Below are 24,029 nucleotides of genomic sequence, written 5' to 3'. Positions count from 1 at the left end.
GTCAGGCGCGGCCCGCGGTCTTCTGTGTCTTGCGGGTGATGGAGTCGATGACGACCGTGATGAGAAGAACAGCGCCGGTGATCATGTAGTTGATCGGTGTGGCGATGCCTTCCAGTGCGAGGCCGTACTGGATCGAGACGATCACCATGACGCCGAGCAGCGCGTTCCAGGTGCGTCCCCGGCCGCCGAAGAGGCTGGTGCCGCCGATGACGGCCGCGGCGATGACGTTCATCAGGAGGTCACCGGCACCGGAGCCCTGGTTGGCCGCCGCGATCTTGGAGGCCCAGAACAGGCCGCCGATGGCCGCGAAGGTGCCGGCGATGGCGAAGACCGAGACCCGGATCGCGGTGACGTTGATGCCCGCGCGCCGGGAGGCCTCGACGCTGCCGCCGAGCGCGAAGATCTTGCGCCCGTAGGAGGTGCGGCGCAGGACGAAGTCCGTACCGACCAGGACGATCAGGAAGAGGACCAGGGCCAGCGGGAGACCGCGGTACTGGTTGAACATGAACGCCGCGCCGAAGGCGAACACCGTGAGGACGACGGTGCGGATCACGATGTCGACGAGCGGCCGCGAGGGGATTCCGGCGGCCTCACGCCGGCGGGTGTCCAGGAACGCGGAGAGGAAGTAGGCGATCACCGCGACGGCGGCGAGGCTGTAGGCGGCGGCGACGTCCGAGAAGTAGTACGTGGTCAGGCTGCCCACCACGCCGTCGCTGTCCAGGTTGATCGTGCCCGTGTCACCGAGCAGCTGGAGCATGAAGCCAAGCCAGAACAGCAGACCGGCGAGGGTGACGGCGAACGCCGGTGCGCCGATCCGCGCGAAGAAGAAGCCGTGGATGGCCCCGATGACCGCGCCGCTGACGATGGCGACGAGTATGGCGAGCCACTCGTTCATGCCGTGCGTGACGCTGAGCACGGCGACGACGGCGCCCGAGACCCCGCTGACCGAGCCGACCGAGAGGTCGATCTCGCCGAGCAGCAGCACGAAGATGATGCCGACGGCCATCATGCCGGTGGCCACCATCGTCACGGCGATGTCGCTGATGTTCTTCGCCGAGAGGAACTCGGAGTTCAGGCTCTGGAAGACCACGCAGATGATGATCAGGCCGATGATCACGGGGATCGAGCCGAGGTCACCACCGCGCATCTTGCGCTTGAACTCGGTGAGGTAGCCGCCGAGGCCCTGTTCGCGCACGAGGAGCCGGGGGTCCACCACGGTGTCGGCGCCCTGGGCCGCCTCCGGGTTGACCACTGCGGTGGACGTCTTGTCGGTTGTCACTTCTGAGCCTCCGCGTTGCGCGCCGCACGACGGGTCACGGCGTTCTCCGTGGCGCCCGTGATGGCGGAGATGATCTCTTCCTGCGAGGTGGTCTTCACGTCGAAGACCCCGTTGTTCCGGCCGAGCCGGAGCACGGCGACCTTGTCGGCGACGGCCTTCACATCGGCCATGTTGTGGCTGATGAGGACGACCGCGTGGCCCCGCTCGCGCAACCGCTCGACGAGGTCGAGGACCTGCGCGGTCTGCTCGACGCCGAGCGCGGCCGTGGGCTCGTCGAGGATGACGAGCTTGGGCTCGCCCAGCATCGAGCGGGCGATGGCGACGGTCTGGCGCTGACCGCCGGAGAGCGACGCGATCGGGATGCGGACGCTGGGAATGCGGATCGACAGCGTGCTCAGGAGCTCGCGGGAACGCCGCTCCATCTCGACCTCGTCGAGGATCCCGAACTTGCGGAGCTCCCGGCCGAGGTACAGGTTGCCGACGACATCGATGTTGTCGCAGAGCGCGAGGTCCTGGTAGACGGTCGCGATCCCCAGGTTCTGGGCGTCGTGCGGCTTGTTGATCGGGACCGTCCGGCCGTCCCACTCGATGACTCCGTCATCGATGGGGTGGACCCCGGCGATCGTCTTGACCAGCGTTGATTTACCGGCGCCGTTGTCACCCACCAGGGCGACCACCTCACCGGCGTGGACCTCAAGCTCTACGTCGGTGAGCGCCTGGACGGCACCGAATCGCTTGGAGACCCCTCGCAACGCCAACACGGGCGTAGCGGACACGTGAACCATCTCCTTCGCCGCCTGACCCGGCGGGGATACCGCGCCTGGGGGAAGGCACGGTGGTTTGAGCAGAAGTATGAAAAGGGTGGGCACGTAGCGTTCCGCCCGGCGCCCCGCCCGGCAGCGGGACAGTTGGTGGGCGAGGCACCGGACAGGCTTCGTGCAGCGGGCCTAGGGCGTGTTTCGAAAGTAGCGCCGTCCGCCCGAAGGGCGAGCCTGGCGGCGTCTGGTGCGTGCGATCGCAAGGCGGAGGTTCGCCCCGATACTGGATGTATCGGGGTGATCCCGACAACGCGGCGAGCGTGCGTGCCAGGCGTCGCCAGGCAGGCGGGACTTTCGAAACACGCCCTAGCGGGACCGGCCGAGGTGGCCGGTCCCGCCTGCGGCCTACTGGAGTCCGGCGGCGGTGCAGGCGGCCTTGTACTTGGCCGTGCAGATCTCGTCGAGCGTGTAGATGCCGTCCTTGATGACGGTGTCCTTGATGTTGGCCTTGGTCAGCGAGACGACCGGGACGAGCACGGTGGCGATGCCCTTCGTGCCGGCGTTGTCGACCTTGGACGTGGCGATGGTGTCGAGCTTCTCGCCCTTGGCGAGCGCGACGGCCATCTCCGCGGCGACGATGCCCTCCTGCGGGTAGGGCTTGTAGACGCTCATGAACTGCTCACCGGTGATGATGCGCTGGACACCGGCGAGTTCGGCGTCCTGACCCGTGACCGGCGGGAGCTTGGAGACACCGGCGGACTTGAGGGCCTGGATGATGCCGCCCGCCATGCCGTCGTTGGCGGAGTAGACGCCGGCGATCTTGTCCTTGCCGAGGGCCGTGATCGCGCCCTCCATGTTGGCGTTGGCGTTCTCCGGCTTCCACTCCTTGGTGTCGTACTCCTTGCCGTACGTCACCTTGCCGTCGAGGACCGACTTGGCGCCCTTCTTGAAGAGCGCGGCGTTCGGGTCGGTGATCGCGCCGTTCATCATCACGACGGTGGGCTTGGCGGCGTCGCCCAGGGCCTCCAGCAGGGCCGTGCCCTGCACGCGGCCGACCTCTTCGTTGTCGAAGGAGGTGTAGGCGTCGATCGGGCCCTCGGCGAGACGGTCGAAGGCGACGACGGGGATGCCCTCGTCCTTGGCCTTCTTCACGCTGTTCTCGATGGCCTTGGCGTCGACGGCGTCAAGGATGAGCGCGTCGACCTTGTTCGTGATCATGGTGTCGACCTGCTGCGCCTGCAGCGTGGCGTCCTGCTTGGCGTTGGCGTAGACGACCTCCGCCTTGCCGCCGGTGAGCTCGCCGACCTTCTTCTCGATGATCGGCTTGTCGAACTTCTCGTAGCGGGCCGTGACGTTCTCCGGAAGGAGCAGACCGATCTTGAGGTCGTCGCCCTTCTTGGCCGGAGCCGACTCCGAACCGGTCTTGTCGCCCGCTTCCTTGGCACTGCCGCAAGCAGCGAGCGAGACGGCCATGGTGGTGGCGGCAACGGCAACGGCGGCACGACGCATACGCGTGTTCATTTCGAACCTCCCTGACGAGGCCGCGACGTTGCGGCCGAGGTGGCTGGAAGTCAACTCGGCCGCAGGGGCGGCGTCAAGGAGTAAATTCTTAACGAGATGACAACGGTGCCATTCGTTATCTAAGTGAAGGCAGGAGTGGCGGCAGGGAGGGTGCTCTCCAAAAGGGTCGAATCCCCCATCTCGCTGAGCACGAGGGCCAGCGCGCCCAGCACCTCGGCCCGTCCTCCGAGCGCTCCGGGGAGCACGGAGAGCTGTCGCGCGGCACTGGGAATGGCATAGCGCGAGACCGAGTCGCGAATGGGCGCCAGCACCAGCTCGCCCGCCTCCGCGAGGGATCCGCCCAGGACCACCCGGCTCGGGTTGAGCAGGTTGCACAGGTTCGCGACCCCGCTGCCGATGTGCCGGCCGACGTCCCCGATGACCCTGCGACAGCCCGGGTCGCCCTCGCGGGCCAGCTGGACCATCCGCTCCATGGTGAGATCGGCCCCGTGGCTGGGCCTGAGCAGCGGCAGGACGTACCGGGCGGCGGTGAAGGTCTCCAGGCAGCCGCGGTTGCCGCAGCGGCAGACGGGTCCCGACTCGTCGAGGGTGATGTGGCCGATCTCGCCGGCCGTGCCCCCGGGGCCCCGGTAGATGTGCCCGTCGATCACCAGACCTGCGCCGACACCGCTGGCGACCTTGATGTAGGCGAGGTCCTTGACACCCCTGCCGCTGCCCCAGACGAGCTCCCCGAGCGCGCCGAGGTTGGCGTCGTTGTCCACGTACACCGGCACACCGAGGCGGCCGGCGAGCTCCTGGCCGGGATTGATGCCCGTCCAGCCCGGAAGGATCGAGGTGGAGCCCAGCGTGCCGGATTCGACGTCGATCGGGCCCGGTACACCGAGGCCTACGCCGATCACCTTCCCGGGGCTGATCCCGGTGGTCTCGATCAGGCGGTTGACCAGCTGCTCCGCCCGGCCGAACCCCTGCGCCGACGAGGCGTCGACATCGAGCGGCTCGGATTCCTCGGCCAGCACCTGGTGAGCCAGGTTGCCGATGGCCACCCGCAGGTGGGTGTGCCCGAAATCCACCCCTATGACGATCCCCGCGTCCCCACTCAGGGAGACACTCCTCGCGCGGCGCCCGCCCGCCGAGGTGGGGGTCACCTCGACCGTGCCGCTGTCCTTGAGTTCACGGACGATGTTGGAGACAGTGGCTGCGGAGAGACCGGTGCTCCTGGCGATCTCGGCCTGGGTCAGGGACCCCGCCATCCTTACGGCACGTACGACCCGCTCAAGGTTGGCCCGATGCAGAGACGTCTGCGACCCCGGAGTCTCCATCGACTCACTCACTCCTGCCGTTTTCTCCAACATGTGAACTCTAAGCTGAGCGTTTTGGGGTGCTCCCCGTCAAGACCTTGAGCAGCCGCAGCCTCCTGTGAGCATGGGGCCTCCACATCCGGACAGCGGCGAAAGCGGTGGAAACGGCCAGGAACCACCCCTCGGCCCTGCCGAGGGGTGGTTCCTGGCCAGGAGGCCTGTTCGTTCATGGTGGCTGTTGTCGCCACAGGGTGACGACCACAGCTGCTGACACGTGAACGCGCTCCTCGGAACCGCCCCTACTTGAGCGCCCCCGCAGTCAGCCCCGCGACGACCTGGCGCTGGAAGACGATGTAGGCGGCGAGGACAGGCAGCATCGCCATGACCAGACCCGCGAAGAGGCCCGACCAGTCCCCCTTGTACCCCTGGCTCGTGGCGAGTTCGACCAGCCCCTGGGAGAGCACCTTGCCGTCCGGATCGGTGTTGAGCACCGTCGGCAGCATGTACTGGTTCCACTGGCCGAGGAAGTTGAAGATGCCGACGCTGATCAGGCCCGGCTTCGCCATCGGCAGCATCACCTGGAAGAACGTCCGGGTGTGCGAGGCGCCGTCGAGCATGGCCGCTTCCGCGATCGAGGTCGGCAGGGTCCGGAAGAACGAGGTGAGGAAGAAGACGGTGAACGGCAGCGAGTACGCGATGTACACCAGGATCAGCCCGTGCACCGAGTTCAGCAGGCCCATGTTGTTCATGACGAAGAACAGCGGGACCAGCGCCAGGATGATCGGGAAGCTCATCCCGCCGATGAAGAGGAAGTAGATGAAGCGGTTGCCCGGGAAGTCGAACCGCGCCAGCACGTACGCCGCCATCGAGCCCAGCAGCAGCGTGCCGATGAGTGAACCGCCCACCACCAGGATGGTGTTGAGGAAGTAGTCACTCATGTGGGCCTGGTTCCAGGCCCGTGACCAGTTCTCGAAGTGCAGCTCGTCCGGCAGCTCCCAGGGCCTCGACAGGATCGAGTCGTCCGTCTTGAAGGACGACATCACCGCCCAGAGCAGCGGCATGACGACGAGCACCGCCCAGATGACCAGCACACCGTGCGAGAAGACGTTGAGGACCCTGCCCTCGCTGCTCTCGGCCGGCCCGTCCACCGGGGCCTTCGCCTTCGTCACCGGCGAACGCGGTGCCGGGGCGGCGGGAGGAGTCTCAGTGACCTTCACGTGTGCTCACCTCGTACATCTGTCGAGCCGGCCACCGGGACCGAACTGATTCGCCTGGAGCCGGGGGCCAGGTCGCCGTGTTCCGCAGCGACCCCCATCAGAACTCCAGCCGCTCGCGCCGGCCCAGTCGCATCACGATGCCCGCGAAGAGCATGGTGACGACGAGCAGCCCGACGCCGATCGTGGTCGCGTATCCGGCCTGGGCGTCCCGGAAGGCCGTCTGGTAGACGTACAGCGGCAGGACGGTGGTGGAGTAGTCGGGACCCCCCGGCCCCACGGTCATGACCTGTACGGCCGTGAAGGCCTCCACGCCGAGCGCCAGGATGCCCATGTAGACCCAGCCTGACTGCACGGTGTCCCAGAGCAGCGGCAGTGTGATCTTGAAGAACGTCGTGACGCGGCTGGCTCCGTCGAGCAGCGCGGCCTCGTAGAAGTCCTTCGGAATCGACGCCATGCCGGCGGAGAAGAGGACGACGAAGAATCCGACCGTCGACCAGATCAGCACGACCATCACGCAGTAGAGCGCCAGGTCGGGGTCGCCGAGCCAGTCCGGCTGGAGACTCTTGAGACCGACGCCCTTCAGTGTCGCGTTCAGCATTCCCGACGTCGGGTTGAACGCGAACTGGAAGAGCAGGGCCACGATCACGATCGACAGGACCTGGGGGAAGAAATAAGCGATCTTGTAGAAAGCGGAACCCCGCACACCGGCGACCGCGGCGTTTTTGCGCCGACGGCCGCCGACATTGAGCATGAAGGCGAAGAAGAGCGCCAGACCCAGCGTCACCAGCGGCAGCAGCACTGCGAGCAGCACACTGTGCTGCAGGGACTTCCAGAAGATGTCGTCGCCGAGCATCCGGCTGTAGTTGTCGAAGCCGACCATCCGGAAGTCCGCGCTCAGTCCGGTCCAGTCCGTGAACGAGTAGTAGATGGACTGGACGAAGGGCCAGATGACGAAGATGGCGTACAACGCCAGTGGGGCTGCCAGAAACCCCACGATGAACCGGTACCTGCCGTGCTGCATCGTTTACCGACCCCGATTTCCGAGCGGGTGCCGCCGCTGGTGACGGTGGCTCACCGGTGCTTGTAGTGCTTGATGGACTGGTCCTTGGCCGCCGCGTCGGCGAAGGCCTGGATCTTCTTGATGGTCTCCGCCGGGGTCGCGCGGCCGGCCATCATCTCGCCGAGGCCGGCGATACCGATCTGCTCCTTCTGCAGCTTCACGTACCAGTCCTGCATGCGAGGGTTCACCACGTTCTCGCCGGCCTTCGCCAGGACGTCGACGCCGGACTGCAGCGCGGTGGACAGCGTCAGGCCGTCGGTGCCGCCGTTGAAGGCGCTGAGGGACTTCACCGACTTGGTGAAGTTCTTGGAGGACTCCTCGCTGAGCATGATGCGCAGCTGCTCCATGCCGCCCTCGACGTTGTTCGCCTTCGCCGGGACGATGAACGGCTCACCGCCGGAGGCCCAGAGGGTGCCGAAGGGCATCGCGTCGGACGAGTCGAGGCTGGACGGTGCGCCGACCATCATCTTGAAGTCGTCCGGCGTGGTGGGCGCGGCCTCGTTCTCCACCCACGAGCCGTTCGGGATGAAGAGCGCCTTGCCCTTGGTCCACTCGGTCTGCGACTGGATGTGGGTGAGACCGGGCGTGCCCTTGAGGACGTAGCCTTTCTGGAAGAGCTCGTAGTACGCCTCGAACGCGGCCTTGACGGCCGGGTCCTTCCAGGCGTTGGGCTCCAGGTTGTCGATCTTGTCGAGGACCTCACGGCCACCGATCTTGGCGATGAAGGGGTAGAGCGAGAACGGCAGGTAGTACGGGTACTTGCCCGGGTACGTCCAGCCCGCGATGCCCTGTTTCTTCGCCTTCGCGCACAGCGCGAGCATGTCGTCCCACGTCTCCGGGTACGTCGCGTCGAGCTTCTCGAGGTTGGTCTGCGAGTACCAGACTCCGTAGACGGTGTACGCGTAGTACATGACCCAGACCGGGTCGCCGTCGAACTGGCCCATCTCCAGCACACCGGGGCGCAGCGTGTCGCGGACCTTCTTGGCGGGGTCGTCGTAGGACGGGGCGTCCATCAGCGGTGTCAGGTCGGCGAGTTGCTTCTTCCCGACCAGGACACCCATGTCCATCTGCTCGGCGCCCGAGTTGTCGATCAGGTCGGGCGGGGTGCCGCCGTTGAAGCGCGGCTGCAGGATCGACTGGATCTTCTCGGTCGCGGAGTGCTTGACCTTCGGCGCCTTGGGGAAGGCCTCGTTGTACTTCTTCTCGGCGTCGATGGCGTACTGCTCGCCGAAGCCACCGTTGAAGATGACCACTTCCAGGGCCGCGGTCTCATTGACACCGAGCGGGTTCTTCGCGCTCTTGGTGCCCTTCTCGGCCTTCTCGTCACTTCCGCTGTCGCTGCTCGCGCACGCCGACAGGAAACTCATCGTCGGAACGGCGATCAGGCCGAGTGCGGCAGAACGCTTGATCACATCGCGACGGCCAAGGCCCTCATTCGTGCGGCCGGAGATGAATCCCATGCTCAAGTCCTCGCCTTCTCCAGGACTCAGGCGGTGTACCGGTCACCCGTGATGAATTCGCCTCAGGCGAAGGGCCCCGCCACCGCAGTCAGTTGCGCTCGGATCGTGCACATTGCCGGATTACTGGAAGCAGTGGAGGAGTTCCGGGGAAACCTACGGCGGGCCACCTCGCGCGCCCACAGCTGTTCCCCCTCCCCCGCGCCCGCGTGCCGTGGTGAAACGGCTGTGCGGACGCCGACAGGTATAGTCCACTTGCCGCCAACTGGGCAAGATCGAAAGCAGGGTTGAGCGGCAGTCTTTCCCGAGTTGAGACCTCGGCGACTCCTCGGCACCGCGCGCCTTGGCGCAGAATCACCGTTTTCCGCAATACGGTCGAATCACCCGTGTCGCTCCACGCAACACTCTTGACACATCCGGCCACTTGGCTCCCTACTGGAACCCGCATCCCCTGCTGACAACGTTGTCCAAGCATGCCCCCAGGAGGAACGACTCCGTATGCAGCCCCTACGTGGTCCTCATCTCGACCCCCGTCACAGACACGGTCGATCCGCCGCGGTCCTCGCGGCCTCTCTCGTCATGGCCCTGGCCGCCCCCACCACGGCCCTCGCACAGCAGCCCGGCGCCGCGCAGAAGCCCTCCGGCGACACGTCGTTCAGCTCCTCGTTCGAGGCCGACGAAAGGCAGCCGGACTGGCGCAACACCGTCGAGGCGGGAACCGACGGGAAGAAGCGTGCCTCAGGTGTCGACGGTGGGTTCTCCTCCGGGATACCGGGCAATGTCACCGACCAGGTCACGGATCTGCGCGCCAGCGGCGAGAACTCCGGCGGCGGCGAGGTCAAGGAGAACCTGACCGACCTCGAGTCCGGCACCAAGTGGCTGGCCTTCGCGCCCACCGGCTGGGTCGAGTTCGACCTCGCCGCGCCCACCGAGGTCGTCACCTACGCCCTGACGTCCGCCAACGACCACGCCGAGCGCGACCCCAGGGACTGGGTCCTGAAGGGTTCCGCCGACGGCAGGACCTGGACGGACCTGGACACCCGCACGGGCCAGACGTTCTCCGAACGCTTCCAGACCAAGTCGTACGACTTCACGACGGACACCGCCTACCAGCACTTCCGGCTGGAGATCACGAAGAACAACGGCGCATCCGACGCGCTCCAGCTCGCCGACGTGCAGTTCTCGGACGGGGACACGTCCACCCCCACTCCCGACGACATGCGCTCGCAGCCCGACCGCGGCCCCTCGGGCTCCCCCACCGCCAAGCAGGGCGCGGGGTTCACCGGTAAGAAGGCCCTGCGGTACGCGGGCACGCACAAGCCGGACGGCCACGCCTACTCGTACAACAAGGTCTTCGACGTCGACACGGCGGTCACCAAGGACACGCAGCTCTCCTACCTGGTCTATCCGCAGATGGGCGAGACCGACCTCGACTACCCCGCCACGCACGTGGCGGTGGACCTCGCCTTCACCGACGGCACGTACCTGAGCGAGCTGAAGGCCACCGACAGCCACGGCGGGCTGCTGACCCCGCAGGGCCAGGCCGACGCCAAACGGCTGTACGTGAACCAGTGGAACAAGGTCGCCTCGCGCATCGGCACGGTAGCGGCCGGCAAGACCGTCGACCGGATCCTGGTGGCGTACGACTCCCCCAAGGGCCCGTCGAAGTTCCAGGGCTGGATCGACGACGTCACCATCGCCCCGAAGGCACCCGAGAAGCGCAAGGCGCACCTCGCCGACTACGCGTCGACCGTGCGCGGCACGAACTCCAGCGGCGGCTTCTCGCGCGGCAACAACATCCCGGCGACCGCGGTCCCGCACGGCTTCAACTTCTGGACACCGGTCACGAACGCCGGTTCCACGAGCTGGCTGTACGACTACGCGCGCGGCAACAACGAGGACAACCTGCCGACGCTCCAGGCGTTCAGCGCCAGCCATGAGCCGAGCCCCTGGATGGGTGACCGCCAGACCTTCCAGATGATGCCGTCGGCGGCCTCCGGCACGCCCGACGCCTCCCGCACGGCGCGCGCGCTGCCCTTCCGCCACGAGAACGAGACGGCGACCCCGCACTACTACGGGGTGACCTTCGAGAACGGCCTCAAGGCCGAGATGACGCCCACCGACCACGCGGCGCGGATGAAGTTCACCTACCCCGGTGACCACGCGAGCCTGGTCTTCGACAACGTCGACAACAGGGGCGGACTGACCCTCGACCCCGAGACCGCTTCCTTCACCGGCTACTCGGACGTCAAGAGCGGCCTGTCCACCGGCGCCACCCGGCTCTTCGTGTACGGCTCCTTCGACGCGCCGGTCACCGACAGCGGCAAGCTGAAGGGCGGCGGCGGTGACGACGTGACCGGCTTCTTCCGCTTCGACGCGGGTAAGGACCGCACGGTCAACCTGCGGCTGGCCACCTCGCTGATCAGCGTCGACCAGGCGAAGAAGAACCTCGCCATGGAGCTGCCGGCGAGGACCTCCTTCGACAAGGTGAGGAAGAACGCGCAGAAGGCCTGGGACAAGATCCTCGGCAAGGTCGAGGTCGAGGGTGCGAACGCCGACCAGTTGACCACGCTCTACTCCAGCCTCTACCGGCTCTACCTCTACCCGAACTCGGGCTTCGAGCAGGTCGACGGCAAGAGCACCTACGCGAGCCCCTTCTCGCCGCAGACCGGCACCGACACCCCGACCCACACCGGCGCGAAGCTCGTCGAGGGTGAGGTGTACGTCAACAACGGCTTCTGGGACACCTACCGGACGACCTGGCCGGCGTACTCCTTCTTCTCGCCGAAACAGGCCGGCAAGATGGTCGACGGCTTCGTCCAGCACTACAAGGACGGCGGTTGGACCTCCCGCTGGTCCTCCCCCGGCTACGCCGACCTGATGACCGGCACCAGCTCCGACGTGGCCTTCGCCGACGCGTACGTCAAGGGCGTCGACTTCGACGCCGAGGCGGCGTACGACGCGGCGGTCAAGAACGCCACGGTGGCTCCGCCGTCCTCGGGTGTCGGCCGTAAGGGCATGGAGACCTCGGTCTTCACCGGATACGCCAACACCTCGACGCACGAGGGACTTTCCTGGTCGCTCGAGGGTTACCTCAACGACTACGGCATCGCGGAGATGGGCAAGGCCCTCTACGAGAAGACGAAGAAGGCGCGCTACAAGGAGGAGTCCGCGTACTTCCTCAACCGCGCGCAGAACTACGTCAAGCTCTTCGACGAGAAGGCCGGCTTCTTCCAGGGCAAGAAGGCCGACGGTGACTGGCGCGTGCCCTCCGACCGGTACGACCCCCGTGTCTGGGGCTACGACTACACGGAGACCAACGGCTGGGGTTACGCCTTCACCGCCCCGCAGGACAGCCGCGGGCTGGCAAACCTCTACGGCGGCCGCGACGGACTGGCCGAGAAGCTGGACACGTACTTCTCGACGCCCGAGACCGCCGGGCCCGAGTTCGTCGGTTCGTACGGCGGCGTCATCCACGAGATGACCGAAGCACGCGACGTGCGGATGGGCCAGTACGGTCACAGCAACCAGGTCGCGCACCACGCCACGTACATGTACAACGCGGCCTCGCAGCCCTGGAAGACCCAGGAGAAGGTCCGCGAGGTCCTCGGCCGGCTGTACACCGGCAGCGAGATCGGTCAGGGCTACCACGGCGACGAGGACAACGGCGAGCAGTCGGCCTGGTTCCTCTTCTCCTCGCTCGGCTTCTACCCGTTGGTCATGGGCAGCGGTGAGTACGCGATCGGCTCGCCGCTCTTCAAGAAGACGACCGTGCACCTGGAGAACGGCCGCGAGCTGGTCGTCAAGGCCCCGAAGAACAGCGCCAGGAACATCTACGTCCAGGGACTGAAGGTCAACGGGAAGAAGTGGGCGTCCACTTCGCTGCCGCACGACCTGCTGGCCAAGGGCGGCGTGCTGGAGTTCGACATGGGCTCCGAGCCGTCGGCGTGGGGCACGGGCAAGAACGCCGCCCCGGTCTCGATCACCAAGGACGACAAGGTGCCGGCGCCCCGGGGTGACGTGCTCAAGGGTGACGGCGCGCTGTACGACAACACCTCGGCCACCTCGGCCGCGGTCGAGTCGGTGGACCTGCCGGCGGCCGAGGGCACGAAGGCGGTCCAGTACACGCTGACCTCGGCCACCGCCGCCAAGGCCCCCACGGGCTGGGTGCTCCAGGGGTCGGCGGACGGGACGACCTGGAAGGACCTCGACAAGCGGTCCGGCCAGACGTTCGCCTGGGACAAGCAGACGCGGGCGTTCTCGGTGCGGGCGCCGGGTGTGTACGCGAAGTACCGGCTGGTGAGCGCGACACCGGCGACGCTGGCGGAGATCGAGCTGATCTCCTGACCGCCTGACGTTCCACGGGCCGGGGGGGGGGGCCCCCCCCGGGGGGGGGGGGCCCCCCCCGGGCGGGGGGGGGGGCCCCCCCCCCGGTGCGTGGTGCTGCCACCGCCCCCACGGACGCACACGCGGATCACCGGGCGCGCGGCGCCGACGGCGTCCCGGCTGATCCGCTATGGGCTGGTCGGGGTATTTTCAGGCCCTTCGCGGTGTCCCGACCCACTTCTCGGACCATCCATGTCATCTCTTAGGCGATCAGGTGATCAGTACGACAATCATCTCGGCTTGAAGGAGCCCAGCATGCGCATTTCCGCTTCCGCCCGCTCCCGCAGCGCCCGCACGGGCGTCACGATGGCCGCTGCGGTCGCCGTCGCCGGCGCCACTCTGGCCGGGGCCCCCGCCGCCTACGCCCTGCCCGGGGACAGCGGCAACCTTGAAGTCACCTCGGTCGGCTGGCACTCGCGTGGTGACCGCGAGGGCGTGGAGGTCTGCAAGTTCGTGCTCAAGGCGAGCAACTTCCAGTCCTTCGAGTCCGTCCCATGGACGATCACCGAGCAGCCGCCGACCGTCCCCCCGGGCGACACGCTGCTGGGCACCCTCCCGCTCGTGAACGGCCAGGCCCGCAGCCAGCAGTACCTGCTCCCCGAGGGCACGTACCTGCTGGTGTGGACCGTCCCGGCGGGTCCGAAGCAGCGGAGCTTCGAGGTCGACTGCTCCCCCAAGCCGGGTCAGGGCGATGAACACGGGAAGGACGGCGACCACGGTTCGGAGTCGAGTGCTGGGAAGGACTACGAGAAGGACGCCGAGAAGGACGCCGAGAAGGGCTACGAGAAGGACGGCGAGGAGGGCTCGGCAAAGTCGTACGACAAGCCGTCCGGCGCCGTGCCCGCAGGGGGCGGCGGCGTCCCGGACATGGAGAGCGTGAGCTCCCAGAGCGAGTCGAACGTCGGCGCCTCGGCCGCGCTGGTCGCCGGTGCCGCCGGAATCGCGGGGCTGATCATGGTCCGTCGATCCGCACGCCGTCGTGCCCGTAACGAGCCCTGACACCCGCGGCCGACGGCGACGACGACGGGGGCCGAGCCGTGCATGCCGGCTCACCATGACCCTGTGCGTGACCTTCTCGCTGGTGACCGGCGTCGTGTGGGCGTCCTCGGACTCGCCCGAGGACGCCTCGTCGGTCACCGCCGTCCGCGGCGGCGACGCCGCGGGCGGCGGGGCCGCGCCGTTCCGGAGGGCACCGCGCGAGCCGCAGGCGAAGGTGCCGGTGTCGCACGCACCGCTGGTGCACTCCCGGCCGCTGCGGGTCGCCGTCCCCGCGATCTTCATCGAGGCCTCCGTCACCGGCCTCACCCTGGACAAGAAGGGCCGGCTCGGCGCGCCGCCGCTGAGCAAGCCGAAGCTGGTCGGCTGGTACAGCAAGGGACCGTCCCCCGGGGAGGCGGGCACCTCCCTGCTCGTCGGCCACCGGGACACCGCGACGGGACCGGCGATCTTCCTCAATCTCAACGCCCTGCGCCGGGGTGACACCGTGAAGGTCACCCGGGCCGACCGGCAGACCGCGGTCTTCACCGTCGACGAGGTGAAGACGTACACGAAGGAGAAGTTCCCCGACGACAAGGTGTACGGCGCCACCGGCCGTCCCGAGCTCAGGCTCATGACCTGCGGCGGGCGCTTCGACAAGAAGAGCGGCTACTCCGCCAACGTCGTCGCCTTCGCCCACCTGACGTCACTCAGGAAGGCGGCCTGACCCGCCCGCCGCACTTCCCGCCCCATGGGACCGGCCGGTACCTCGGGGGCGAGGTACCGGCCGTCCGTGCCGTCCACGGGACAGCCCTCAGGCCCCGCACACGCTGTCGTCGGCCCGGGACTGCCTGACGTCCACCTTCTTCGGCGCGGCGACGGGTGTGCCGGCCTCCTTGAAGTCCGCCCCGAGCACCAGCGTCATCGCCTCCGTCCCGGTGGCGTCCGTCGTACCGGGCTTCAGTGCCGACGCCGGCAGTCCCATGAGGTCCGCGAGCGCACGGGCCTGGTCGGCCTGGTTCGGCGCGTACTCCAGCGTCGTCGCGGCCACGTCCTTCGGGGCGTTGCCCACGTTGCTGGACTTGAGTACACCCTTGGAATTCTGCAGCCAGCCCAGGACCGCACTCGCCGAGCCACTCGGCGCACCGCCGTTGGCGAGGTCGACACGCACGTCCGCCGCCTCCGCCCGCGGCCCTTCGAGCAGCGCGGCCTGCTTGTCCTTGGCCGCCTTCTTCTGCTTCTTCACCTCGGTGAAGGACACGTCGTTCTGCAGCATGCTGAAGACCTTCGGCGCCTCGACCGGGTTCGGGACGACGGTGACGGGCGTGGGTTCGTCCGGGTTGTCGACCACCGGCAGCGTCATCAGGGTGATGTTCTTCAGGTCGATCTTGCCGAGCTCCCTGGCGAGGGTGACGAGCTTGCCCGCGGTGCCTATCCCCTTGTCCACGGTGAGCGCGTTGGTGGCCGCCTCCGCGACATCGAGCATCTTCGTCGGGCTGCTCAGGGTGTCTTCCTTCAGCTGCCGCATCATCGACGCGACGAACTTCTGCTGCATCTCGATCCGGTCCAGGTCGCTCTCGTTCTTGAGACCGTGCCGGTTGCGGAGGAACGACAGCGCGTCCTCGCCCGCGATCCGGCTCTCCCCCGCCGGCAGGTCGAGCTTGGACCCGCCGTCCTCGTCCTTGATGGGTTCCTTCAGACACACTTTGACACCGCCGACCGCGGTGGACAGCGTCTTGACCGCGTTGAAGTCGAACATCATGAAGTGGTCGACCTCGAGGTCCGTGATGCCCTCGACCGTACGCATGGTGCAGCCCGGGTCCCGGCCGTTCACCCCGAAGGACTCGTTGAACTTGGTGGGGGACGCCGAGCCGGCGATGACCTTGGTCGAGCCGTCGGGCTGCTTGGTCTCACAGTCCGGGATCATGGTCATGAGGTCCCGGGGGATGCTCACCACGGTCGCGTTGGTGCGGTCGCCCGATATGTGGAAGAGGAGGGTGGTGTCGGCGTGGCCGGTGACGTTGTCCCGGTTGCCGTAACCCTCGTTGCCCTTGCCGACGCGCACGTCGTTGCCGATGATCAGGATGTTGGCCGGGCCGCCCGCCAGGACGCTGTCGCTCCCCACGTCGCCGATGTCGACGGTGGTGATGTTGCCGTCGAGGCGGTCGTACCAGTAGTACGCGTACGCCGACGACCCGACGAGGACTAACGCGAGGCCGCCTCCCGTCCACAGCAGCGCCTTCTTCCTGCTGCGCCGCTTGGGCTTGCGGCGGCCGGCTCCGGACGCGGTGCCGGGAGCGGATGCGTCGCGACGGCCGCGCTGCCGGGGGACGCGGGACGGTGCGGGCGCGGCGGTACTGTCGGGCGAAGGGTGCGCGGCCCCGGCATCACCGTCGGGGCCGGCTGCTGACGGTCCGTCCAGGCGCAGTTCGTAGGTCCCGGTCTCGGGATTGACCACCCACTGGTCCGCGGGGTCGACCTCGTCCGCCCCACCATAGGTCTGTGCGTCCATGGCCCCCAGTCCCCTGTCAGGTATCACCCAAGTCGCCTAATTGTTCGACGCGTCATCCTAACTGTGGGTGTGCACTCCTCCCTCACCTTCACCACACGTCCTCGTGGCGCGCTCCGAGGGTCACCCGGTGAGCTCCCGCACCAGCGGGTGGTGGGAACAGCGGAAACCACCCGCGAAGGGGGTCACCGCGTCGTAAGGCAGGGTGTGCACGGTGACGTCGCGAGCGGTGAGGGCTTCGGCCAGATCCGTCAGCCGTTCGTCGACGAGTACCTCGCCCGGGGCCAGGACCAGGCTGTTGCCCGCCAGGAGGTTGACGGCGTCCCAGAGGCTGACGTCGATCAGCTCCCAGTCGGCGACCGGTGCGGGCAGCCCGTCGGTGAACTGCTCCCGGCAGACCACGGCGAGGCCCTCACGGACGGTGGTGAGGCCGTCGTCCAGGTGGATCACCCGCTCCGAGAGGGGCACCCGGTGGACGCGGTGGTCGTCACCGAGCAGCCGTTCCAGCCAACGGGCGCCCCTCGCGTCGGACGCGGCGCTGCCGGTGCCGACGAGGATGTCACGGCCCATGAGCAGGACGTCGCCGCCCTCCAGGAAGGGGCCCTCGGCCGTGGGGATGTCCGCCGACGACAGGGGTACGGGTGGCGGCATGACCGAGTAGCGTGCCCCGCGTGCCTCCGCCTCCTCGAGGACGGGTCGCAGGCCGAAGCGTTCCTTGTAGCGGGACGGCAGCCGCAGCGCCGCTTCGATGACCCGGTCGCCGATGACGACCATCGGATCGCGTACGAAGGTCTGGCTGCTGAACCCGCCGTCGTACAACTCCAGTTCGTTCTCGCTGAGCGCGCGTGGGCGGTGCACCCTCACCCCGCGTGCGGTGAGGAAACGGGCCAGTCCCTCGACCTGCTCGACGCACCGTCCGTAACCCTCGGGATCGGCCTGCGACCAGAGCTTTCCCGCCCACCGGGGCATGTTCTCCCTCGTACGCTCGGGGAGGAAGCCGAGGAAGTCGGGGACTCCCGCGGCGAGCTCGGCCGGGAAGGTGAAGTCGATGACCCTGCCCACGACTGTCTCCTTGAGCACACCCCAGTCGTGGGTGACGTGAGGAACCCTCATGACATCTGCTCCTTGCCCTCGGTCGGCCGTGGTGCCGGCGAAGTCCCCTGTCCGGCGAGACGGCGCCAGAAGTCGAGCCGGTGTTCCCCTGCGTAGTCGACCGGCCCGATCCTGTCCGGCCCCAGGGACTGGGTGTGCGGTACGGCGCCCCCCGGTTCGAACCGGGGCCATCGCACAAGCCCCGGCCGGTTCGGTGTGCCGGTTCGGGCGAACTGCGCCCAGTAGTCGGTGATGGTGTCGGACAGGCGCACCTGCGCGTCGGTGAAGTACTTCTGCGCGTCCGGGTCCTCGAACACGTACGGGGTGTCGCCCGCGTGGTAGGCCCCGAAGTCGAAGGCCCCCGGAAGGGGCAGGTACATCGGGGCGTCCCGGTCGGCGAACTCGTAGGCGTACGTCGGTGTGCGGCGCCCGAACGCGGTCGCCTGAGCGTAGGTGCCGCGGGCCCACATCCGGTCGGTCACCACGGTGGACCAGGCCAGCGCCGGCGACGGGAAGGCCGTGACCGGGTAGCGCGCGCCCACCGTCTCCGCGTCCCGGCCGAAGGCGGTGACGAGGGCGCGGGCGTACTGGCCGGCGGTGAACGGGGAGCCGATCGCGTCATGGGCCATTCCGACGAACAGGCGGTGCTCGTCCAGCGTGGCCCCGGACATCAGCGGGACACGGAGGAAGCGGCCTTGTCCCAGCGCCGCCTCCGGCAGCTCCGGAAGCACCTCGTTGCCGTAGGCGAACGCCTGGAAGGCGTTCATGATGTCCGGAACCTCCAGCACCTTCTTCACCGGCAGGGCCCGAAGGCATCGCAGCGCCCGCCGCGGGTCCGGGCCGGCGCAGCCCAGGGACGAGGTCATCTCGACACCGGTGTCCCGCGACTCCTGCCCGGTACGCCAGGTGTAGTGCGGATAGGCCGGCACACCCTCCCCCATCGCCCCGGCCGGCATGTCCATCATCCCCTCGCCGCTGGCCAGGACGGCCCGGTGGAACAGCCCCCGGGCCCCCGGCGACGTGAGGTGCCCGCTGATGGCGGCCGCGCCGAAGGAGGAACCGGCCACGGTGACGTTGCCGGGGTCACCCCCGAACGCGGCGGCGTTGCGCCGCACCCACCGCAGCGCCGCCTGCTGGTCCTGCAGGGCGAACGTCCCCGACCCCTCGAGACCCGGGTAGGAGAAGCCGCCGAACACTCCCAGCCGGTAGTTGACGGTGACCACCACCAGGCCACGGTCGGCGAGGCGCCGGGCGTCGAAGTAGGCGCCTCCCCCCACCGCCCCGTCACCGTGGATCCACACCAGGACGGGCGCATGCCCTCGCGCGGCCGCCGAGGCGCCCGTGGTGACATTGAGGACCAGGCAGTCCTCCTCCAGGCTCGCGACGTCCGCGTAGGCCGAGGCGACCTGGGGGCACAGCGGGCCCGGTCTCGTCGCGTCCCGTACGCCGGCCCAGGGCCGCACCGGACGCGGGGCGGCCCAGCGGTGGGCGCCCTTGGGCGGCCCCGCGTAGGGAATCCCCTGGTAGACGGTGTGGGTGGCCGTTCTGGTACCCCGCACGAGGCCGGTGTCGGTGCGGGCCGTCGTGGTGGTGTCACCGCCCCTGGCCCCCGCCGGGAGCAGCGAGTCCGTGGCCGTCACACCCACCACCAGGTAGAGCGCGCCCGCGAGAAGAGCGATGAGCGCCGTGCGTTTCGCTGGCATGGCCGGTTGTCTCCTGTCATGTACCACAAGGAGGGAATACCGGACATATTCACAGTGGAGCCCCGAAAAGTGTGCGCACCTCGCCAACAGGACGCGAGGGGCAGCGGATCCGACCGGGTGAAACTTCGCCGGGTGCCGTCGTGCGGGTCCGGGGCGCGGAAGAGATGCCCCATGCAGGGCGAAGCGGGACACGGCATGGACTGGACGGCGTTCCAGCACGAGATCTTTCGTGACGGTCTGGCCGGGGCGCCTCCTCGGCTGCCGACGGATCTGAACCGCCTGGAGGCGATGACCGCGAGGCGGCTCGGTTCCGGGCCGGTGGGGACGGTGGTGGGCGCCGCCGGCGACGGACGTACGGCGCGCGCCAACCGTGAGGCCTTCGACGGGTGGCGCATCGTGCCCAGGATGCTGCGTGACGTCCGCGTGCGGGACCTGTCGGTCGAGGTGCTCGGCCGTCACTTGCGGGTTCCCGTCGCGCTGGCGCCCGTCGGCGCCCTGGCTGTGGCGCACCCCGAGGCGGAGAAGGCCGCCGCCCGCGCCGCTGCGGCACAGGGGGTGCCGTTCGTCCTGTCCTCGTCGTCGAGTACGCCGATGGAAGAGGTCGCGGAGGTGATGGGGGACGGCGAGCGGTGGTTCCAGCTGTACTGGGCCAAGGACCGGGAGATCACGAAGAGCTTCCTGGCCCGTGCCGCCGCCTGCGGCTGCACGGCGCTCCTGGTCACGCTGGACACCTGGCTCCTCGGCTGGCGGCCGGCCGACCTGGACCAGGCGTACATGCCCTTCCTGCACGGGGTGGGAACGGCGAACTACTTCACCGACCCGGCGTTCCTGGCAGGGCTCGCCGCACCCGTCGAGGAGGATCCGGAGGCCGCCGTCGCCCACTTCTTCCGTATGTCGGGAGACCCCGGCAAGACCTGGGAGGACCTGGCGTTCCTGCGCGAACACTGGAAGGGGCCGATCGTTCTGAAGGGCATTCAGCACCCGGACGACGCACGGAACGCCGTGGACACCGGAATGGACGGTGTCGTCGTGTCCAACCATGGAGGGCGTCAGGTCAACGGCGCGGTGGGGTCCCTCGACGTACTGCCCGCGGTCGTCGAGGCGGCCGGGGACCGCCTCGACGTGCTGTTCGACAGCGGGATCCGCACCGGGGACGACGTGCTGAAGGCCCTGGCACTGGGCGCGCGGACGGTACTGCTCGGCCGTCCTTACGTCTACGGTCTCGCTCTCGACGGCGAGCCGGGCGTGGAGCACGTCATCCGGACGCTCCTCGCGGAGTTCGAGCTGACACTCGCCCTGTCCGGCTGCACCCGGCCCGCGGAGCTCGGCCCCCACTGTCTCGTACGGGCCCCGGCGGCCGGACGGGCGCTGTGGTCGTGACGACCGTCGACGGGTGCGGCGTGACGGTTCACGCCGGTGGGCCCTTCAGCAGCCCGCCGCCTCGAACATGCTCCTCGGGATGGCGATGTTCATCGCCTTGACGACGGGCTTGTCGTGTTCCCGGCCGAGGCGCGAGACCGCGCCCGTGGCCAGCTGGAAGAGTTCACCGCCGGTGACCGGCAGTCCCAGGTAGCGGGCCGTGAGGACGCGCAGGAAGTGGGAGTGGGCGACCAGTGCGATGTCGTCGTGGCCCATGCGGGAGGCCGCCGCGGCGACCTCGGCCAGAACCCGGTCGGCGCGGTCCGCGACCTCGGACGGGGACTCACCGGGGTGGTCCTGGGGGCCGGGGGCGACGCCGTGCCGCCAGAGGTCCCAGTCGGGGCGGGTGCGCCGGATCTCCACCGTGGTGATGCCCTCGTACGCGCCGTAGTCCCACTCGTGCAGGTCCGGCGTGACGCGCGGCGCGCGCAGGCCGGCCAGCTCGGCGGTGCGTCGGGCGCGCAGGAGGGGGCTGACCAGGGTGAGGCCGACGCTGCGCTCCTCGAGGACGGGAACGAGGGCGCGGGCCTGCCGCTCCCCGAGGTCGGTCAGCGGCAGGTCCGTGTGACTCGTGTGCTGCCCGGAGCGGGACCATTCCGTCTCGCCGTGCCGGATCAGAAGCAGCTCACCCATGGACTCCACCTTGCGCCGGGGAGCCGGCCCCGGGCGGGGCCGGCTCGGAAGGGCCGTAAGAGGTCAGCCTACGACCGTCACCGTGTACGGCTGGTCCGTGTCCGTCGTGACGCTGACCTCGCCGCCCTCGTGGCTCACCTCGTACGTCGCGGCCACCGCGCCCGTGCGGTCGGGGACCGTCACCGTGCGGGTGAAGTCGCCGGTGCCCTCCGGTACGTAGACGCGGAGTTCGAGGTGGTCGAGCCACTCGCCGTCCGGGCGGGACTCGTCCGCTCCGAGCGGCAGGACCGCTCCCTGGCGGACCAGCAGGGGCAGGCTGTCGAAGCCGTGGGTCTCGCGGCGCCAGGCGGGGCCCGAGACCGTCTCGCCGGTGAGGAAGTGGGTCCAGGTGCCCTCGGGGACGTAGTACTCCACCTCCCCGTCCTCGGTGAAGACCGGGGCGACCAGGACGTCCGCGCCCAGCAGGTACTCGCGGTCCACCGTGCGGGCCGTCGGGTCGTCCGGGAACTCCAGCAGCAGCGGGCGCATCGTCGGGACGCCCGTGCGGTGGGCCTCGACGGCCGCGCCGTACAGGTACGGCATGAGGCGGTGCTTGAGGCGGGTGAACTGCCTGGCCACGTCCACCGCCTCGTCGCCGAACTCCCACGGCACGCGGTAGGACGAGGAGCCGTGCAGCCGGCTGTGCGAGGAGAGCAGGCCGAAGGCGAGCCAGCGCTTGAAGACCGCCGGGTCGGGGGTGCCCTCGAAGCCGCCGATGTCGTGGCTCCAGAAGCCGAAGCCGGACAACGACAGCGAGAGGCCGCCGCGCAGGGACTCGGCCATGGCCTCGAAGGAGGACCAGCAGTCACCGCCCCAGTGGACCGGGAACTGCTGGCCGCCTGCGGCGGCGGAGCGGGCGAAGAGGACGGCCTCGCCCTGACCGCGCTCCTCCTCCAGGAGTTCGAAGACGGCCTTGTTGTAGAGGTGCGTGTAGTAGTTGTGCATGCGCTCGGTGTCGGAGCCGTCGTGCCAGACGACGTCCGTCGGGATGCGCTCGCCGAAGTCGGTCTTGAAGCCGTCGACGCCCTGGTCCAGGAGGACCCTGAGCTTGGCCTGGTACCACGCGGTGGCCTCGGGGTTGGTGAAGTCGACCAACGCCATGCCGGCCTGCCACTTGTCCCACTGCCAGATGTCGCCGTCGGGGGTGAGGACGAAGTAGCCCTCGCGCACGCCCTCTTCGTACAGGGCGCTCTTCTGCCCGATGTACGGGTTGATCCAGACGCAGATCTTCAGGCCCTTGTCCTTGAGCCGGGCGATCATGCCCTCCGGGTCGGGGAAGACGGCCGGGTCCCACTCGAAGTCGCACCACTGGTACTCGCGCATCCAGAAGCAGTCGAAGTGGAAGACGCTCAGCGGGATGCCACGCTCGGCCATGCCGTCGACGAAGGAGGTGACCGTGGCCTCGTCGTAGGAGGTGGTGAAGGAGGTCGTCAGCCAGAGGCCGAACGACCAGGCCGGGGGGAGCGCCGGGAGACCGGTGAGGGAGGCGTACCGGGACAGGACGTCCTTCGGGGTGGGGCCCGCGACGACGAAGTACTCCATCGTCTGGTCCTCGACGCTGAACTGCACCTGGCCCACGGCTTCGGAGCCGATCTCGAAGGAGACCTTGCCGGGGTGGTTGACGAAGACGCCGTAGCCGCGCGAGGAGAGGTAGAACGGGATGTTCTTGTAGGCCTGCTCGCTGCTGGTCCCGCCGTCCGCCTGCCACATGTCGACGACCTGGCCGTTCTTGACGTACGGCGTGAAACGCTCGCCGAGGCCGTGGACGGTCTCACCCACGCCGAGGGCGAGCTGGGCGAACATGTGGTGGCTGCCGTCGTCGACGGTGGCGAACGCGCTGCCCTTGCGGCCGGCGGAGGTCAGGACCCGGCCGTCCCCGTCGAGGAACTCCAGACCGAAGACGCCCTCGGTGGGAAGGCGCAGCGTCAGCGGCCCGCTGGTCAGCTCGGCGGCCGTGCCCTCGGTGCGGGTCGTGGCGGCGGACTGCGGGGCGGAGCCCGGCAACCCGAAGTCGGGGCCCTTGCGGCTCTTGCCGGCGTGGTGGGTGAGGCGCACCGCGATGACGCCCTCGGCCGGCGCGTAGGCCTCCACCGTGATCAGCGGGGCGTTCAGCGTGTCGCCGCGGCGCGTGACGCGCTTGACGGCGGCGTAAGCGGCGAGACGGTCGTCGTCGAGGCGGACATCGCGGACTTCCGTGGCGTACGAGGCGTGCACACCACTGCGCATCTGCCAGAAGCCGTCGGTGAACTTCATGGGGGTGGTCCTTAGCCGATCAGGGGGTGCTGGGCGGGACGTCAGGGCGCCTGCGGCAAGCGCGGCTGCGGGTCCTCTCAGTTTTGATCGTACACAAAACAAATGCGGCCGACAGGGCTGGTGCGCGGCGGGAATTCCCGGAATGCCCGAGTAGCCGAATCGCATGATGTGCGCCCGGATCTGCCATGTTGGCGCCACGTGACCGATACGTCACGGAAATGGTCTAGAAACCTTCGACGGGATGGCGTATTAGTACTGCAACCAAACAAATTGGCCCCGGGCGGCGGAGCTGTCGTCCGGGCCTGACGTCGACAAGAGGCTGTGCAATGTCGGACCGCTTCACTCCCACCCCCGCGGACAGGTTCACCTTCGGTCTGTGGACCGTGGGCTGGCGTGGCAACGACCCGTTCGGTGACGCGACGCGTCCCGC

Annotated in this window: 16 protein-coding genes; 4 read left to right on the top strand and 12 right to left on the bottom strand. The window is 68.6% G+C overall.

The features are described from left to right. Window position 1 precedes the first annotated feature (1 nt). From ACFYSH_RS11720 to ngcE, 7 genes are all read right to left on the bottom strand, one after another. Complete coding sequence (locus tag ACFYSH_RS11720; protein ID WP_388752035.1) at window positions 2-1,279, bottom strand: sugar ABC transporter permease; 1,278 nt, start codon at window positions 1,277-1,279, stop codon at window positions 2-4. Then, window positions 1,276-2,064 carry an ATP-binding cassette domain-containing protein gene (locus ACFYSH_RS11715; RefSeq protein ID WP_359473036.1) on the bottom strand — a complete coding sequence of 263 codons (789 nt, stop codon included), beginning with the start codon at window positions 2,062-2,064 and terminating at the stop codon, window positions 1,276-1,278. The genes ACFYSH_RS11720 and ACFYSH_RS11715 overlap by 4 nt, the downstream gene beginning before the upstream one ends. Window positions 2,065-2,442: 378 nt before the next feature. Beyond that, window positions 2,443-3,558: a substrate-binding domain-containing protein gene (locus ACFYSH_RS11710; RefSeq protein WP_359473033.1), complete on the bottom strand. Its 1,116-nt coding sequence runs from the start codon at window positions 3,556-3,558 to the stop codon at window positions 2,443-2,445. 119 nt (window positions 3,559-3,677) lie between these two features. Beyond that, window positions 3,678-4,877 (bottom strand): ROK family transcriptional regulator, encoded by a 1,200-nt coding sequence (locus tag ACFYSH_RS11705; protein WP_359473030.1) that lies wholly within the window; start codon window positions 4,875-4,877, stop codon window positions 3,678-3,680. Window positions 4,878-5,155: 278 nt separating this feature from the next. After that, complete coding sequence (locus tag ACFYSH_RS11700; RefSeq protein ID WP_388752032.1) at window positions 5,156-6,073, bottom strand: carbohydrate ABC transporter permease; 918 nt, start codon at window positions 6,071-6,073, stop codon at window positions 5,156-5,158. Between the two features lie 97 nt (window positions 6,074-6,170). Continuing rightward, window positions 6,171-7,094, bottom strand: a complete 924-nt coding sequence (locus ACFYSH_RS11695) for a carbohydrate ABC transporter permease (RefSeq protein WP_388752030.1) — start codon at window positions 7,092-7,094, stop codon at window positions 6,171-6,173. Between the two features lie 50 nt (window positions 7,095-7,144). Then, window positions 7,145-8,593: an N-acetylglucosamine/diacetylchitobiose ABC transporter substrate-binding protein gene (gene ngcE / locus ACFYSH_RS11690; protein ID WP_359473024.1), complete on the bottom strand. Its 1,449-nt coding sequence runs from the start codon at window positions 8,591-8,593 to the stop codon at window positions 7,145-7,147. A 495-nt stretch (window positions 8,594-9,088) separates the two neighbouring features. Here ngcE and ACFYSH_RS11685 point away from each other — a divergent pair, with 495 nt between their 5' ends. From ACFYSH_RS11685 to ACFYSH_RS11675, 3 genes are all read left to right on the top strand, one after another. Continuing rightward, on the top strand, window positions 9,089-12,937 hold the full coding sequence (locus ACFYSH_RS11685) for a GH92 family glycosyl hydrolase (protein ID WP_388752027.1): 3,849 nt from the start codon (window positions 9,089-9,091) through the stop codon (window positions 12,935-12,937). 294 nt (window positions 12,938-13,231) lie between these two features. After that, window positions 13,232-13,975 (top strand): hypothetical protein, encoded by a 744-nt coding sequence (locus tag ACFYSH_RS11680; protein WP_388752025.1) that lies wholly within the window; start codon window positions 13,232-13,234, stop codon window positions 13,973-13,975. A 55-nt stretch (window positions 13,976-14,030) separates the two neighbouring features. Continuing rightward, a complete protein-coding gene (locus ACFYSH_RS11675; protein WP_388752023.1) occupies window positions 14,031-14,678 on the top strand; it encodes a class F sortase in 648 nt (215 codons plus the stop codon). An 87-nt stretch (window positions 14,679-14,765) separates the two neighbouring features. On the opposite strand, the gene ACFYSH_RS11670 is transcribed toward ACFYSH_RS11675, so the two are convergent. From ACFYSH_RS11670 to ACFYSH_RS11660, 3 genes are all read right to left on the bottom strand, one after another. After that, entirely contained in the window at window positions 14,766-16,463 is a 1,698-nt protein-coding gene (locus ACFYSH_RS11670; protein WP_359473013.1) for an LCP family protein, read from the bottom strand. Window positions 16,464-16,583: 120 nt separating this feature from the next. Further along, window positions 16,584-17,573: an amidinotransferase gene (locus tag ACFYSH_RS11665; protein WP_359473011.1), complete on the bottom strand. Its 990-nt coding sequence runs from the start codon at window positions 17,571-17,573 to the stop codon at window positions 16,584-16,586. Beyond that, complete coding sequence (locus ACFYSH_RS11660) at window positions 17,570-19,255, bottom strand: carboxylesterase/lipase family protein (protein ID WP_388752020.1); 1,686 nt, start codon at window positions 19,253-19,255, stop codon at window positions 17,570-17,572. Before ACFYSH_RS11660 ends, ACFYSH_RS11665 begins: the two co-directional genes overlap by 4 nt. Window positions 19,256-19,426: 171 nt before the next feature. Here ACFYSH_RS11660 and ACFYSH_RS11655 point away from each other — a divergent pair, with 171 nt between their 5' ends. Next, window positions 19,427-20,635: a lactate 2-monooxygenase gene (locus ACFYSH_RS11655; RefSeq protein ID WP_388752018.1), complete on the top strand. Its 1,209-nt coding sequence runs from the start codon at window positions 19,427-19,429 to the stop codon at window positions 20,633-20,635. Between the two features lie 45 nt (window positions 20,636-20,680). On the opposite strand, the gene ACFYSH_RS11650 is transcribed toward ACFYSH_RS11655, so the two are convergent. Both ACFYSH_RS11650 and yicI read right to left on the bottom strand, forming a co-directional pair. After that, a complete protein-coding gene (locus tag ACFYSH_RS11650) occupies window positions 20,681-21,307 on the bottom strand; it encodes a histidine phosphatase family protein (RefSeq protein WP_359473002.1) in 627 nt (208 codons plus the stop codon). A 63-nt stretch (window positions 21,308-21,370) separates the two neighbouring features. Further along, the gene (gene yicI, locus ACFYSH_RS11645) at window positions 21,371-23,599 is read right to left on the bottom strand and encodes an alpha-xylosidase (RefSeq protein ID WP_359472999.1); all 2,229 of its coding nucleotides are present in this window, start codon (window positions 23,597-23,599) and stop codon (window positions 21,371-21,373) included. Window positions 23,600-24,029: the final 430 nt, after the last annotated feature.

The sequence above is a fragment of the Streptomyces sp. NPDC005791 genome, assembly GCF_042871485.1.
Taxonomy (GTDB): domain Bacteria; phylum Actinomycetota; class Actinomycetes; order Streptomycetales; family Streptomycetaceae; genus Streptomyces.
This window is presented reverse-complemented; position numbering and strand designations above follow the sequence as displayed.

Bases quoted from the DNA above. Each gene is read 5' to 3' on its own strand.
- ACFYSH_RS11665 (WP_359473011.1), bottom strand. From the start codon at position 17,573: ATGAGGGTTCCTCACGTCACCCACGACTGGGGTGTGCTCAAGGAGACA.
- yicI (WP_359472999.1), bottom strand. From the start codon at position 23,599: ATGAAGTTCACCGACGGCTTCTGGCAGATGCGCAGTGGTGTGCACGCC.
- ACFYSH_RS11710 (WP_359473033.1), bottom strand. From the start codon at position 3,558: ATGAACACGCGTATGCGTCGTGCCGCCGTTGCCGTTGCCGCCACCACC.
- ACFYSH_RS11650 (WP_359473002.1), bottom strand. From the start codon at position 21,307: ATGGGTGAGCTGCTTCTGATCCGGCACGGCGAGACGGAATGGTCCCGC.
- ACFYSH_RS11680 (WP_388752025.1), top strand. From the start codon at position 13,232: ATGCGCATTTCCGCTTCCGCCCGCTCCCGCAGCGCCCGCACGGGCGTC.
- ACFYSH_RS11660 (WP_388752020.1), bottom strand. From the start codon at position 19,255: ATGCCAGCGAAACGCACGGCGCTCATCGCTCTTCTCGCGGGCGCGCTC.
- ACFYSH_RS11715 (WP_359473036.1), bottom strand. From the start codon at position 2,064: ATGGTTCACGTGTCCGCTACGCCCGTGTTGGCGTTGCGAGGGGTCTCC.
- ACFYSH_RS11670 (WP_359473013.1), bottom strand. From the start codon at position 16,463: ATGGACGCACAGACCTATGGTGGGGCGGACGAGGTCGACCCCGCGGAC.
- ACFYSH_RS11685 (WP_388752027.1), top strand. From the start codon at position 9,089: ATGCAGCCCCTACGTGGTCCTCATCTCGACCCCCGTCACAGACACGGT.
- ACFYSH_RS11655 (WP_388752018.1), top strand. From the start codon at position 19,427: ATGCAGGGCGAAGCGGGACACGGCATGGACTGGACGGCGTTCCAGCAC.
- ngcE (WP_359473024.1), bottom strand. From the start codon at position 8,593: ATGGGATTCATCTCCGGCCGCACGAATGAGGGCCTTGGCCGTCGCGAT.
- ACFYSH_RS11675 (WP_388752023.1), top strand. From the start codon at position 14,031: ATGACCCTGTGCGTGACCTTCTCGCTGGTGACCGGCGTCGTGTGGGCG.
- ACFYSH_RS11695 (WP_388752030.1), bottom strand. From the start codon at position 7,094: ATGCAGCACGGCAGGTACCGGTTCATCGTGGGGTTTCTGGCAGCCCCA.
- ACFYSH_RS11705 (WP_359473030.1), bottom strand. From the start codon at position 4,877: ATGGAGACTCCGGGGTCGCAGACGTCTCTGCATCGGGCCAACCTTGAG.